Origin of the sequence: Streptomyces sp. WM6386 (assembly GCF_000972385.1) — a bacterium.
In the GTDB taxonomy this organism is placed as follows: domain Bacteria; phylum Actinomycetota; class Actinomycetes; order Streptomycetales; family Streptomycetaceae; genus Streptomyces.
In genome coordinates this window covers 1-13,121 of record NZ_JXTE01000118.1, presented here as the reverse complement: position 1 = coordinate 13,121, position 13,121 = coordinate 1, and the positions used below count along the sequence as shown (strand labels likewise).

Annotated in this window: 14 protein-coding genes; 5 read left to right on the top strand and 9 right to left on the bottom strand. The window is 72.6% G+C overall.

Features of this window, described 5'->3' with window-relative positions; all coding sequences use genetic code 11:
- Positions 1-76: 76 nt before the first annotated feature.
- The 9 genes from TN53_RS39145 to TN53_RS39110 all read right to left on the bottom strand — a co-directional run bounded on the left by TN53_RS39145 (position 77) and on the right by TN53_RS39110 (position 8,245).
- Complete coding sequence (locus TN53_RS39145; RefSeq protein WP_046263613.1) at positions 77-499, bottom strand: NUDIX hydrolase; 423 nt, start codon at positions 497-499, stop codon at positions 77-79.
- Positions 500-524: 25 nt separating this feature from the next.
- Positions 525-1,658, bottom strand: a complete 1,134-nt coding sequence (locus tag TN53_RS39140) for a CHAD domain-containing protein (protein WP_046263612.1) — start codon at positions 1,656-1,658, stop codon at positions 525-527.
- The gene (locus TN53_RS39135) at positions 1,639-3,996 is read right to left on the bottom strand and encodes an RNA degradosome polyphosphate kinase (protein WP_095046970.1); all 2,358 of its coding nucleotides are present in this window, start codon (positions 3,994-3,996) and stop codon (positions 1,639-1,641) included. Before TN53_RS39135 ends, TN53_RS39140 begins: the two co-directional genes overlap by 20 nt.
- Positions 3,997-4,161: 165 nt before the next feature.
- Positions 4,162-5,136: a hypothetical protein gene (locus tag TN53_RS39130; RefSeq protein WP_046263610.1), complete on the bottom strand. Its 975-nt coding sequence runs from the start codon at positions 5,134-5,136 to the stop codon at positions 4,162-4,164.
- Positions 5,133-5,393: a hypothetical protein gene (locus TN53_RS48725; RefSeq protein WP_234441807.1), complete on the bottom strand. Its 261-nt coding sequence runs from the start codon at positions 5,391-5,393 to the stop codon at positions 5,133-5,135. Before TN53_RS48725 ends, TN53_RS39130 begins: the two co-directional genes overlap by 4 nt.
- Positions 5,390-5,968, bottom strand: a complete 579-nt coding sequence (locus TN53_RS48720; RefSeq protein WP_234441806.1) for a hypothetical protein — start codon at positions 5,966-5,968, stop codon at positions 5,390-5,392. Before TN53_RS48720 ends, TN53_RS48725 begins: the two co-directional genes overlap by 4 nt.
- Entirely contained in the window at positions 5,965-6,936 is a 972-nt protein-coding gene (locus tag TN53_RS39120) for a hypothetical protein (protein WP_046263609.1), read from the bottom strand. The genes TN53_RS48720 and TN53_RS39120 overlap by 4 nt, the downstream gene beginning before the upstream one ends.
- Positions 6,933-7,832: an ABC transporter ATP-binding protein gene (locus tag TN53_RS39115; RefSeq protein ID WP_046263608.1), complete on the bottom strand. Its 900-nt coding sequence runs from the start codon at positions 7,830-7,832 to the stop codon at positions 6,933-6,935. Before TN53_RS39115 ends, TN53_RS39120 begins: the two co-directional genes overlap by 4 nt.
- Positions 7,829-8,245, bottom strand: coding sequence for a GntR family transcriptional regulator (locus tag TN53_RS39110; RefSeq protein ID WP_046263607.1), 417 nt, complete (start codon positions 8,243-8,245; stop codon positions 7,829-7,831). The genes TN53_RS39115 and TN53_RS39110 overlap by 4 nt, the downstream gene beginning before the upstream one ends.
- A 111-nt stretch (positions 8,246-8,356) precedes the next feature.
- On the opposite strand from TN53_RS39110, the gene TN53_RS39105 reads away from it, so the two are divergent.
- The 5 genes from TN53_RS39105 (at position 8,357) to TN53_RS39085 (ending at position 12,970) form a co-directional block, all read left to right on the top strand.
- Positions 8,357-8,896, top strand: a complete 540-nt coding sequence (locus TN53_RS39105; RefSeq protein ID WP_046263606.1) for an RNA polymerase sigma factor — start codon at positions 8,357-8,359, stop codon at positions 8,894-8,896.
- Positions 8,897-8,954: 58 nt separating this feature from the next.
- The gene (locus tag TN53_RS39100) at positions 8,955-9,767 is read left to right on the top strand and encodes a hypothetical protein (RefSeq protein ID WP_046263605.1); all 813 of its coding nucleotides are present in this window, start codon (positions 8,955-8,957) and stop codon (positions 9,765-9,767) included.
- Positions 9,764-10,624 carry an ABC transporter ATP-binding protein gene (locus TN53_RS39095; RefSeq protein ID WP_046263604.1) on the top strand — a complete coding sequence of 287 codons (861 nt, stop codon included), beginning with the start codon at positions 9,764-9,766 and terminating at the stop codon, positions 10,622-10,624. The genes TN53_RS39100 and TN53_RS39095 overlap by 4 nt, the downstream gene beginning before the upstream one ends.
- Positions 10,621-12,138: a hypothetical protein gene (locus tag TN53_RS39090; RefSeq protein ID WP_046263603.1), complete on the top strand. Its 1,518-nt coding sequence runs from the start codon at positions 10,621-10,623 to the stop codon at positions 12,136-12,138. Before TN53_RS39095 ends, TN53_RS39090 begins: the two co-directional genes overlap by 4 nt.
- Before the next feature lie 151 nt (positions 12,139-12,289).
- Positions 12,290-12,970, top strand: coding sequence for a hypothetical protein (locus TN53_RS39085; protein ID WP_046263614.1), 681 nt, complete (start codon positions 12,290-12,292; stop codon positions 12,968-12,970).
- Positions 12,971-13,121 lie beyond the last annotated feature (151 nt).

The following is a 13,121-nucleotide window of genomic DNA, read 5'->3' as shown; positions in this document are numbered from 1 at the left end:
GCTCAGGGGGTGGGGGGTGTGGGGCCGTCGCCGGGATGCGGGTCCGCTGTGGCTTGTCGCGCCGTTCCCCGCGCCCCTAGGTGAGATGCAGTGAGGCCAGCAGAGAGTCCACCAGCGTGCGGTCCCGGGGCTGGGTCAGGCGGTTGCGGGCTGCTGCTGGGGAGAGCCAGAGGATGCGGTCGACCTCGGTGTTCGGGGCGAAGGTGCCCGCTATCGCCTCGGCGGCCCAGTAGCGGACCTGTTTGGGGCGCCCGTTCGCCACGTAGTGCATCGTGGGGAGCTCGGCACCGGTCGCCGCCCGGTAGCCCGTTTCCTCCGCCACCTCGCGCAGGGCGCCCGTCAGGGGGTCCTCGCCGCGCTTCAGTTTGCCCTTGGGGTGGGACCAGTCGTCGTATTTCGGCCTGTGGACGAGGCATACCTCCAGCTCACCGTCGAAGGACGAGCGGCGCCACAGGACGCAGCCCGCCGCCTGGACGGTGCTGTTGTCGGGAGAGCTCACCGAGGGCTCACCGCCTCCGTGTCGGCTACGAGGTGCTGACGGTTTCCATCTGCCACGAACGCTGGAAGGCGAACCTGGCGGCTTCCACTTCGTGGCGCTGGTCGGCGTGGAGCACACCGAGGGCGTAGGCGGTCGCCGGCGCGATCCGGGGCGTACGGGCCGCCTGCGCGGCGGCCGCGGCGGCCTCGGACGCGTCGCGGTGCCGGTCGAGTGCCTCGCCGGCCGTGAGCAGACGTACGTCGGTCAGGTCGCCGCGCAGGACCTCGCGGGCGTACCGGTGCAGGCGCAGCAGCAGACGGACCTGGTGCCAGGGGGCGTCCTGGGGGTGCGGGGCCGGGTCCGGGGAGAGGCCGTGGATGAGGGCCTCGGCGTTGTAGGGGTGGCCCGCGGTGACCAGGGGGAGGGCGGCCACGGCGTCCTTGAGGCGGTCCTTGGCGGCGAGGGCGAGGGGGCGCAGGTCGGTGGACTGCGCTGTGCCGACCAAGGGGACTTCGCTGGCGAGTACGGCGATGTTGTCGGCGACCGCGTGGAAGCGGGAGGAGCCGAGGGCCTGGAGGGCGGTGCTGTGGGCCCGGGTCCTGGCCAGGGTCAGCTGGCGGTCCAGGAGCGCGCCTGCCTTGGCCGCGCCCACGGTGAGATTGCCGCGATCCGGGGTGGCCGTGGGGTGGAGCGCTGGGCCGGCGCTGCCGGGGGCCGCTCTTTTCGGGTCGGGAGTCGTCCTGGCGCCACGACCGGTACCCGCGTCGGCGGGGCCGCCTGCCACGCCCGCCGTCTGCGCCGGAAACACCGTCGCCCCCGACAGCCTGTGCAGCGCCAGCAGCAGCCTCTCCAGCCGCGCCTCGCACGCGTGCTCCGACGCCAGCGTGCCCGACACCCACGCCAGTTCGGGCCGCATCCGTTCCGACCAGTCCGTCTCCAGGAGCGGCCGGAAGGTGTGGAGGCTGCCGCTGATGCGGCGGGCCGAGCGGCGCAGGGCCCGGGCCGCGTCGACGGGGGGCGCCGCGCCGTTGCCGGCGGCGGCACCGGACTCCCGGTGCAGTCGCAGGGCGCGGAGGAACTCCGTGGCCTGGGCCCGGAGGTAGCCCGCGAGGGCTTCCCCCGTCACCGGCCCGACGTGACTGGACACGGGTTCCGTCGGTTCAAGGTGTTGCTGTGCCACGCCGGCGCCTCCGGGCGTCTATGAGCATCTCCTGGACGTTGCGCAGCGGCTGGCCCTCCGCGTCGGTCGCGTGCCGCTCCCACTCGCCGTCCGGGCCCAGATGCCAGGAGGACGTGGCGTCGGACATGCCCGTCTCCAGGAGACGGTTGAGCGCCGCTCGGTGGGCCGGGTCCGTCACCCTGACCAGCGCCTCGATACGGCGGTCGAGGTTGCGGTGCATCATGTCGGCGCTGCCGATCCACACCTCGGGCTCACCGCCGTTGCCGAAGCCGAAGACCCGGGAGTGCTCCAGGAAGCGGCCGAGGATCGAGCGGACCCGGATGTTCTCCGACAGGCCCGTGACGCCGGGGCGGATCGCGCAGATGCCGCGCACCCACACGTCGACCGGCACACCGGCCTGGGACGCGCGGTAGAGCGAGTCGATGAGCGCCTCGTCGACCATCGAGTTGACCTTGATGCGGATGAAGGCCGGACGCCCGGCACGGTGGTGCTGGACCTCCTTGTTGACCCGGGAGATCAGCCCGTCGCGAAGGGACTTGGGGGCCACCAGAAGGCGGCGGTACGTCTCCCGGCGCGAGTAGCCCGAGAGGCGGTTGAACAGGTCCGAGAGGTCCGCGCCGACCTGTGGGTCCGCCGTCAGCAGGCCCAGGTCCTCGTAGAGACGGGCCGTCTTGGGGTGGTAGTTGCCGGTGCCGACGTGGCTGTAGCGCCGTAGCGTCTCGCCCTCCTGGCGGACCACCAGGGACAGCTTGCAGTGGGTCTTCAGGCCGACCAGGCCGTAGACGACATGGCAGCCCGCCTCCTCCAGCTTGCGCGCCCACTTGATGTTGGCGTGCTCGTCGAAGCGGGCCTTGATCTCGACCAGGACGAGGACCTGCTTGCCGGCCTCGGCGGCGTCGATGAGGGCGTCGACTATCGGGGAGTCGCCGGAGGTCCGGTACAGGGTCTGCTTGATGGCGAGGACGTCCGGGTCGTCGGCCGCCTGCTGGAGGAAGGCCTGCACGGACGTCGAGAAGCTGTCGTACGGGTGGTGCAGCAGCACGTCACGGGCGCGCAGGGCCGCGAAGATGTCGGGCGCGGACGCCGACTCGACCTCGGCCAGATCGCGGTGGACGCCGGCGATGAACTTCTTGTACTTCAGCTCGGGCCGGTCGATGGAGGCGATACGGAAGAGACCGGTGAGGTCCAGGGGACCCGGCAGCGGGTACACCTCGGCCTCGGAGATCTTCAGCTCGCGCACCAGCAGGTCCAGGACCTCGCGGTCGATGGACTCCTCCACCTCCAGGCGCACCGGCGGCCCGAAGCGGCGCCGCATGAGCTCCTTCTCCAGGGCCTGGAGCAGGTTCTCGGCGTCGTCCTCCTCGACCTCCAGGTCCTCGTTCCTGGTCAGGCGGAAGGCGTGGTGCTCCAGCACCTCCATGCCCGGGAACAGCTCCTCCAGATGTGCGGCGATGACGTCCTCGATGGGGACGTAGCGGCCGGGGGAGCTCTCCAGGAAGCGGGACAGCAGCGGCGGGACCTTGACGCGGGCGAAGTGGCGGTGGCCGGTGACGGGGTTGCGTACGACGACCGCGAGGTTCAGCGAGAGACCCGAGATGTACGGGAAGGGGTGCGCCGGGTCGACCGCCAGGGGGGTCAGGACCGGGAAGATCTGGTGGCGGAACAGGGTGAAGAGGCGGGCCTGCTCCTTCTCCTGGAGCTCGTTCCAGCGGACCAGGTGGATGCCCTCCTCCGCGAGTGCGGGGGCGACGTCCTCGTGGTAGCAGGCGGCGTGCCGGGCCATCAGCTCGCGGGAGCGGGCCCAGATCATCTCCAGCACCTCGCGCGGCTGGAGGCCGGAGGCGGAGCGGGTGGCGACGCCGGTGGCGATACGGCGCTTCAGACCGGCCACCCGGACCATGAAGAACTCGTCCAGGTTGCTGGCGAAGATCGCGAGGAAGTTGGCCCGTTCGAGAAGAGGCGTGTTCGGATCCTCAGCGAGTTCCAGGACGCGCTCGTTGAAGGCGAGCCAGCTGCGCTCCCGGTCGAGGAAACGGCCCTGCGGGAGGTCCGGTCCATCGAAGGGCGACTCCTCGTACGCGTCGAGGTCGGCGTCGATGTCGGGTTCCAGGTCGGAGACCGCCGCGGCCACGGTGTGCGGGCGGTGCGCGGCTATGGAGCCCACGGAGGGCTGCGCGTGCTGGACCTGTGCTGCCTGGATGTTGGGCTGGCTCATGGACCCATTCTTCCGCGCCATGGGCGAGACAGGCGCGTCGGAGAGCGCGGGCGGGAGCGCGGCGACTCCGTTCCGCGCGGGTCCCTCGGGGGGCGGCGAAGGCTCGGGCACGGCGGGCTTCATTCGCCGAGCGTCGCAAGTCTGTCTGAACCATTGGTTACGGAGACATGGCGTGTGGGACACCGGGGGGCGGATCCCGGGCATCCACCCGCCCGGACAGCTGCCCGGACCGCACGTCCCCCACCCCCGTGGGAGGACGTGCGGCCCGGAAGTGCGGCGGCGTGGCCGTCAGGCGGTGCGGCGGCGCAGCAGGAGGAAGGCGGCGGCCGTCGCCGCGAGCGCCACGGTGAGGAGGATGCCGGTCTGGATGAGCTGGAGGGGCCAGAAGTGGGAGGCGGGGTGGTAGTCGGCGTAGAAGGCGACCGCGTGGTGGTCGGCCGCGCACCGCGCGAAGTCGTCGCCGCAGTCCGGGTAGGTGATGCGGCCGCCGCTGGAGGTCAGCATGCCCTCGTCGCCGAACAGGACGTCGTCGCCCATGTTCGGCCACGCGGAGTCGAGGGACGCGGTGGCGGTCTTCCACGGCCACAGGTCGGGGGTCACCAGGTCGGCGACGTAGACGACGCCCCAGGTGACGGCGGTGCCGATGGCGAGCGCGGGGAGAGTGCGGCGGAGCAGCAGGCCGGTGAGGGCGCCGAGGGCCAGGCCGCACAGGGGCAGGGCGAGCGCGACGGGGCCGTTCGCGATGAAGGTCTCGGCGTCCATCCAGTGCAGGAACACCGGAAACGGGTTGTCCTCGTAGACCAGGCGGTGCACCAGGACCAGCGCGGTCGTGCCGGCGGTGAGCACGGCGGCCGGCATGATCAGCTTGGTGGCCAGCCAGCGGGCCGGGGTCACGGACTGCGTCCAGGCCAGCTTGGCGGTGCCGTTCTCCAACTCGCGGCCGATGAGCGCGGCTCCTGCCCAGGCGGCGACGGGGAGCGTCAGCCAGGCGATGGCCATCTCGGGGAGTCGTACGGCCCGGTAGTAGCCGTTGATCCTGGTGTCCCACATGCAGGCGTCGAGGTCGTCGGGGCACTGGCGCCGCCAGTTGGCCCAGGCGTCGGTCGCGATGGGGCCGTACGCCCACAGCAGGCTGCCCGCGGCGGCGGCCACCAGGATCAGCCAGACGATCAGCGCGCCGCGGTGCAGGCGCAGCACGGTGCGGACGGTGGCGGCGGGGCGTGCGGGTCTCGCCCGGACGGTCTCCGGGGCGGTGAGGGTCATTCGGGCGACTCCTGGCGGGGCGTGCGGGCGGGGACGGTACGGCGGGCGAGGAGGAGGAACGCGGCGGCGGTGGCGAGGGCCGTGACGGTGAGGACGATGCCGGTCTCGACGAGGTGCAGTGGCCAGAAGTGGGACTGCGGGTGGTAGGTGCCGTCGCCCATCTGCCATACGGTGGCGGGCAGTTCGCGTCCGTCGCCGGCGACCGTGGGCCAGTACTCCTCGCGGTACTTCTCCACGTACCGGTTGAGCACGATCACCACGGCGACCGCGAGGGCCGTAGCGGGCAGTGAGCGGCGTACGACGAGCGCGGTGAACGCGCCGACCGCGAGGGCGCACAGGCCGTAGGCCACGACGAGCGGGCCGCGGGCGGCGAACACGTCGGCGAGCCCCAGTTGTCGCCCATCAGGTCGCGGTGGGCCGACCAGGCCCAGCGGAAGACGGGGACGAAGAGCGTGCCGCCGGCGATCAGGACCAGCGCCGGCACCGCGAGCTTGGCGGCCAGCCAGCGCAGCGGCGAGACGTCCTGCGTCCACGCCAGCCGCGCGGTGCCGGACTCCAGTTCACGGCCGATCAGCGCGCCGGCCGACCAGGCGGCGACGGCCCAGAAGCCGTAGTACATGAACGTGCTGGTCCAGCCCATCGGGCCGCTGTAGTCGCGCGAGGACCAGAAGCCGCAGTAGCCCGCGGAGGTGTCCCGGCAGGCGTCCAGGGTCGCCTGTACGTCGTCGGCGGTGACCTCGGTCAGCCACACCAGGTAGGCCACCGAGCCCAGCACGAACACGGTCCACACGATCAGTGCCGCGCGGTGCAGCCGCAGCACGCCCCGGATCATGAGACGGCCCTCGTGCGTACGGCGGTCACGCGGAACGCGGCCAGCGCGAGCAGGGCGGCGACGGCGAGCACGATCGCGGAGGCGGTCAGCTGCAGGGGCCAGTAGTGGGAGAGCGGGTGGTAGTCGTGGTACCAGCTGACGGCGCCGAGACGGTCGTAGAGCCGCTCGCACTGCGGGTTGATCGTGCTGCCGCAGAACGGGTCGGGAAGGCGCTCGCCGTCGGCGGTGAGCAGGCCTGTCGACACGTCCAGGCCGTTGCCCACGGGCAGGTCGCTCTCCAGGCTCGACACGCTGGTCACCGTTGTCCACAGGTGGGGCAGGGCCTGGTGGACACCGGCCCACAGCGCGCCCACGGCGAGGACGGCGGCGCCCAGCGCGGCCAGCGAGCGGCGCAGGAGCACGCCCGCGAAGGCGCCGGCGAACAGGCCGGCCAGGGCGAGGGCGACGGTGATCGGGCCGCCGGCGTAGAAGGTGGGCGGGTCGTACCAGGACTTGGCGCTGCCGATCCGGCCCTCGGACGCCCACCACATCCCGTGGTGCAGCAGCACCAGGAGGCCGGTGCCGGCGGTGACCAGGGCGGCCGGGAGGGTGAGCTTCGAGAGCAGCCAGCGGGTCGGGGTCAGACCCTGGGTCCACGCCAGCTGCGCGGTGCGCTGCTCCAGTTCACGGCCGGTGAGGGCGGCTCCCGCCCAGGCGGCGACGAGGAAGGGGACGGCCAGGACCGCGATGGTCGCGTAGTCGTAGATGTGCTTGTAGCGCAGGATCGCGGCCTGGTCGTACAGGCAGGGACCCGTCGACGCGCAGTCGTAGTGCTGCTGCCAGGCCTCGGCGGAGGCGTCGGCCAGGGGCCCCCACAGACACAGCAGCGCGCTGCCGAGTCCGAGGAGGACGACGGTCCAGACGAGGAGGGCCGGGCGGTGCAGCCGTATCAGCCACCGGCTCAGGTGGGGCGCGGTGAGGGTGCTCACGCGGAGACCTCCTCGGCTCCCGACAGGGCCGCCTTTCCGGCTGCCTCGGGGTTGCGCAGGTAGGACAGGACCAGCTCCTCCAGGGAGGGCGCGCTGGTGCGCCAGTCGGCGGGGAGCGGGGCGGCCGGGCGGATCAGGGCGGAGAGCTGGCGGCCCGTGGTGCGGGACTCGACGACCGTGTGCGGGTCGAGGACGGTGTCCGCGGATGCCGACACGCGCGTGTGCGTCTCCAGCAGCTCGTCGATCTCCCCGGCGAGGCGGACCCGGCCGCCGCCGATCAGCAGCAGGTGGTCGCAGGAGTCCTCCAGCTCGGCGACGACGTGCGAGGACATGACGATCGTGGTGCCGTGCTGGGCTGCCTGAGACATCAGGACGCCCATCAGCTCGTGCCGGGCCAGCGGGTCGAGGTCGGCCATCGGCTCGTCCAGGAGCAGCAGTTCGGGCTTCTTGCCGAGCGCGAGGGCGAGCGCGACCCGGGTGCGCTGGCCGCCGGACAGGGCGCGGACACGGGCCTTGGGGTCGAGCTCGCCGCCGGCCACGATCCGCTCGGCGGCGCGCGCGTCCCAGTGGCCGGGGTTGAGGTCGGCGCCCATGCGGAGCGTCTCGGCGACGCTGAGCTGGGGATAGAGCGGCTTGTCCTGGGCGACGAAGCCCACGCGTGCGCGTGCCGCGCCCGCGGGCCCGCCGAGGACCAAGAGGCTGCCCTCGCTCGGGGCCATGAGGCCGGCGGCGAGGGCGAGCAGGGTGGACTTGCCCGCGCCGTTGGGGCCGACGACGGCGCAGACGCGGCCGGTGGGGAGCGTGAGGGTGCAGTCGCGCAGGGCCCATCCGGCGGACCGCCGCAGCCGGCCGAAGCGCTTGCCCAGCGCGGCTGCCTCAAGGGCGGTGTCGGTCATGAGGGGGCTCCCTGGCTGTGCTGGTCCTGGCCGTTCGTGCCCAGGAAATGCTTGTCGAGTACGGCGGTGAAGAGCGCGGCCACGTCGTCCCGGTCGAGGCCGGCCGCGCGGGCCCTCTGGGTCCATCCGTCGAGCTCGGAGTGGAGGGGCGAGTCGGCGGTGGCGGCGCCGAGGCCGCGGCGCACGAAGGTGCCGAGGCCGCGCCGGGCCTCGACCAGTCCCTCGCGCTCCAGTTCGCGGTAGGCCTTCAGGACCGTGTTGGGGTTGATGGCGGTGGCCTCCACTACCTCGCGCGCCGTGGGGAGCTTGTCGCCCGGTTCCAGGTGGCCCAGCCGGAGGGCCTGCTTGGTCTGCTGGACGATCTGGACGTACGTGGCGACCCCGGAGTGCCGGTCGATGCGGTACTCGACCACCCGTGCACCACCCTTTCACTAATTGAGTAGTGAAAGGGTGGTGCAAGGCGGGCTGGAAAGTCAAGAGCAATCCCGTGAACCGATCGGCGGGGCTCGTGCGATGAGGGTGATGTGAGCGAGACGAGAAGCGACGGGGAGCTGCTGCGGGCCGCGGCGGACGGGGACCGGCGCGCCTTCGAGGAGCTGTACCGGCGGTTCGCACCATGGCTGACGGCCAGACTGCGCAGCCGGTGCGCCGACGCGGGGGTCGTCGACGACGTGGTGCAGGAGACGTTCCTCGCGATCTGGCGGGGGAAGGCCCGCTATCGCGAGGACGGAGATGTGGCCGGGTGGCTGTGGCGCGTCGGTTCGCGGCGGCTCGTCGACGCGCTGCGCGGCGACGGGGCGCGGGGGAGGCTGCGGCAGGCACTGGCCAGGCTGCGCCACCGGGACGAGGCGTCCGCGGAGGAGCGCGTGCTCGCGGGGGTTGAGCACGGAGACCTCGCGGGCGCCCTGGTCCGGCTCTCACCCGAGCTCCGGGCGGTCCTCCAGGCGACGGTCATCGACGGGCTGACCACCCGCGAGGCGGCCGTCGTCCTCGGGATTCCGCCGGGCACGGTCAAGACGCGGGCGATGCGGGCCCGTAAGCAACTGCGGGAGGCGCTGGCATGAGCGGGCACGTAAGCGATCAGGGTCTGCGGGGCCGGGAGCCCCGGCGGGAGGTGGCGGCATGACGTGGCATGTGGACGAAGAGGATCTACGGGCCTATGCGCAGGGTGAGTTGACGCCTCCGGTGCTCTGGTCCGCCGACACACACCTCGTCTCCTGCGCGCGATGCCGGGCGGTGCTCGCCTCCGTCGGTCCTTCCGTGGACGCGGACTGGGAGCGCCTCGACGCCGAACTCGACGCCCCCGAGCGGGGGTTGTTCGAGGGGCTGCTCGTGCGGCTCGGCGTCGCCGACCACACCGCGCGGCTGCTCGCGGCGACACCGGTGCTGCGCCGGTCGTGGCTGGCGGCGGTGGTGTTCGTGCTGGTGACGACGGTGGGGGCGGTGTACTCGGCGGACTCGCCGACGCTGTTCCTCGCCCTCGCCCCACTGCTGCCGCTCGCCGGTGTGGCACTGGCGTACGGGCCCGCGCTGGACCCGACGTACGAGATGGCGGTCGTCAGTCCGGTGCACGGGTTCCGGCTGCTGATGATCCGTACGGTCGCCGTGCTCAGCACCGTCCTCGGCCTCAACGGCCTGGCGACGCTCGCGCTCCCCGCCTACGGCCTGCGCGCCCTGGCCTGGCTGCTGCCCGCGCTCGCCCTCACCGCGACCGGCCTCACGCTGATCCCCCGTCTTGGCCCGGTCCTCGCGCCGTCCCTCGTCGGCGGGGTGTGGATCGCGCTGCTGGTCGTCGCGGACGCGAGCGGTGACGGGCCGCTCGTGCCGTTCACAGCGGCGGGCCAGGGTGCCGCCGCCGCGGTCGCCGCTCTCGCGGTCGCACTGCTCTACCTCGCACGTGACCGTTTCGACGTCTCCCACAGGAGTGCCGTATGACACCCACCGTCTCCGCCTCGGGGCTCAGCCTCCATTACGGCGGTACCCGCGCCCTGGACGACGTGTCGCTGCGGCTGACGCGGGGCGTCACCGGGCTGCTCGGTCCCAACGGGGCGGGGAAGACCACCCTGCTGCGGGTGCTGGCCACCGCCGTGCCCGCCGACCGGGGCGCCTTCACGGTGCTCGGACACGACCCGGGCACCACACGCGGGCGGCAGGAGGTGCGGCGCCGGCTCGGCTATCTGCCCCAGACCCCCGGCTTCCACCCGGACTTCACTGCCTTCGAGTTCGTCGACTACGTGGCGATCCTCAAGGAGCTGACGGATCGCGCCGCCCGCCACCGTGAGGTGCGCCGCGTGCTGGACGAGGTCGACCTGGGCGATGTGCGCGCCAAGCGCATCAAGAAGCTGTCCGGAGGCATGCGGCAGCGGGTCGCGCTGGCCGCGGCGCTCGTCGGCGACCCGGGCCTCCTCGTCCTGGACGAGCCGACGGTCGGCCTCGATCCCGAACAGCGCATGAGGTTCCGGGAGCTGATCGCCCGGGCGGGCGAAGGGCGGACGGTCCTGCTGTCCACCCACCAGACGGAGGACGTGGCCATGCTCTGCCACCGGGTCGTGGTGATGGCGACCGGCGGGGTGCGCTTCGACGGCACTCCCGCCGAGCTGACCGCGCGGGCCGCCGGACGCGTGTGGAGCAGTACCGAACGCGACCCGGGGGCGAAGGCGGGGTGGCGCACGGGCACGGGCTCCTTCCGCAATGTGGGGGATCCGCCCGCCGGTGCCGACCTCCTCGAACCCACCCTGGAGGACGGCTACCTGCTGACCCTCGACGGCGCGGGCGCGGAGGTGGCGGCATGAGCGCCGTGATGGAGGCGGCCCCGCCCGCCGAGCGGACCGCGTCACAGGACTCCCGGGCCGCGGTGCTCGCCCTCGCCCGGTTCGAGGCGCGCCGACTGCTGATGAGCGTGCCGGTGATCGTCGGCTTCCTGGTGTACGTCGCCTGGATCGCATGGAGCGCCCAGGACTACGCGGACGGCTATCCGGCCCTCCAGAACGTCGACCGTGCCACGCAGGGCGGGCCGCTGCTCGTCGGCCTGGCGGTGCTGCTGGCCGTGAACCAGGCGGTGCTGAGGTCCGGACGACAGGACACGGAACGCCACTTCGGGGTGCTGGTGATGGGCGCGGGGCGGCGTACGGCGGCGCATCTGCTGTCCGTCGTGCCGACCGTCCTGCTCACCGCGGTCTGCGTGACGGGACAGTTCGGCTGGGAGGCCCTCAAGTCCGGTGCCCTCGGCCGCGGTTCGGTCGGCGAGCTGATGGTGGGACCGCTGACGGTGCTGCTGTTCGGAGCGGTCGGCGTGCTGATGGCCCGGCTGGTGACCTCCAACTTCGCGGCTCCGCTGCTGGTGGTGGTCTTCCTCTTCCTGTTCGTGCTCGGCACGGGGCTCGGCGGCGACGGCAGCTGGGTCCGCTGGCTGTACCCGGTCGTGGGCGAGACGAGCAACAACATCCTGCCCTCCGACCTGATCGGCCGTCCCGCCCTCTGGCACGCCGTCTATCTCGCCGGCCTCGGGCTGAGCCTGGCGCTGCTCGCGGTACTGATGGGCGGCGGTCGTGCGCGGTCCGCACGGGCCCTGTTCGTCGGTGCGCTGGCCCTGACGGTCCTGGGCGGGACCGCCCAGGCGCAGGGGGTGCCGGCGGAGACGACGGCGGCGCGGGAGCGGGTGACGTTCCATCCCGAGCAGGTGCAGACATGTGTGGAGCGGGCCGGGTCGCGGTACTGCGCCTTCCCGGAGTGGCGGGGCCGCACGGCGGACTGGGCCTCGGTCGTGGACCAGGTGCAGTCCCTGGCGGGCGGTACGGCACACGACCAGCGACTTCTCGTACGCCAGCGGATAGACGCCACCTACGGCCTCGACGGCGACGCGGCGATCGCCCCGTCCAAGGCCGCCCACCAGGTGACGGTCGGCACGGGCTGGGGCGGCAACCGCGTCCCCGAGTTCTCGGCCGCCGTCGCCGCCGTACTGATCGCGGGCGACGAGGACGCGGCGGGCGGACTGTGCGACGGCCGCATGGTCACCCTCATGTGGATCGCCCTGGCCTGGGAGTCCGACCCGATCACCCAGCTGAGGCACGTCCGCATCGACGACAGCGTGACCGGTTCGGCGATCGTGCTGTCCCCGACGAACCCGATGTCGATGACGGAGGGGCAGACGACGGTGGTCCGCAAGCTGCTGGAGCGGCCGCGGGGCGAGGTCGAGGCGAAGGTGAAGTCGCAGTGGTCGGAACTGACCGCACCGAAGGTGACGACCGCACGGGTGGCCGAACTGCTGGGCGTGGACACCAAGCTGAAGCCCGACTCATGTGACTGACGGGCCTCCGGGTGGGTGCGCAGGAGTGATCGGCAGATGTGTCCCATGGGCGGGACTGGTGATCTGCGGGTTTGCCGGATGGGGTGGGACGGATCTGCCGATCGTGGCGTCGTGTGGGGAGGGACTCGGTGGTGGTGTGGCGAGGGTGGGGATGAGCGGGGTCGGGGAGGCGCGGGTGCGGAGTGTGGTGGTGGGGCGGGCGTTGCTGGGTCCCGTTCTGCGGACCTTGCCGTGGCGGGCGTTGGGGGCCGCCGGGAGTGTGGGGCTGCTGCTCGCGGGGGCGGCGCGGTGGCTCATCGACGGGGACGAGTGGCTGGCGCTGAATCTGCTGCGGGCGACCGCGCTGGCCTTCGCGCTGGGCCTGGCGTTCCTCCTGGACGACCCGGCCCGGGAGACCACCGTTTCGGTGCCGACGACGCGTCCGGTCCGGCAGACGCTGCGGGTGGCGGTGGTCGCCCCGTTCCTGGCGCTGGCGTGGACGGTGGCGGTGCTCCTCGTGCCGGGTGAGATACGTCCTCCCGTGGGCGACGTCACCTTGGAGGCGGCCGGGACCTTTGTCCTCGCGCTGGCGGCGGCCGCTGTCGCCGTGCGGTTCAACGAGGCGGCGGAGCCGGGGCAGGCGGTGGCCGCGGCGGTACTCACCTCGGCCGTGGTGATGCCGCTGGTGCTGCCGGGGCGGTGGGCGATGTTCGTGGGGGTGCGGGACGAGCGGTGGGCGGCGTCCCATGCGCGGTGGGTGTGGGTGCTGGTGGGGGCGGCGGTGGTGTGGGTGGTGTGCGGGCCGGAGCGGTTGAGACGGCGGACAGTGCGGGCCGGTTCGTCGGGCGGGTGATTTCGCCCCCGCCGCCCTTACCCGTCCCATCCCTGGGGGCTGCGCCCCCAGACCCCGCTTCGGCCCTGAACGGGCCTCGTCCTCAAACGCCGGACGGGCTGATTGAACTGGACCGGCGTTGGCAAATTCAGCCCCTCCGGCGTTTGAGGAG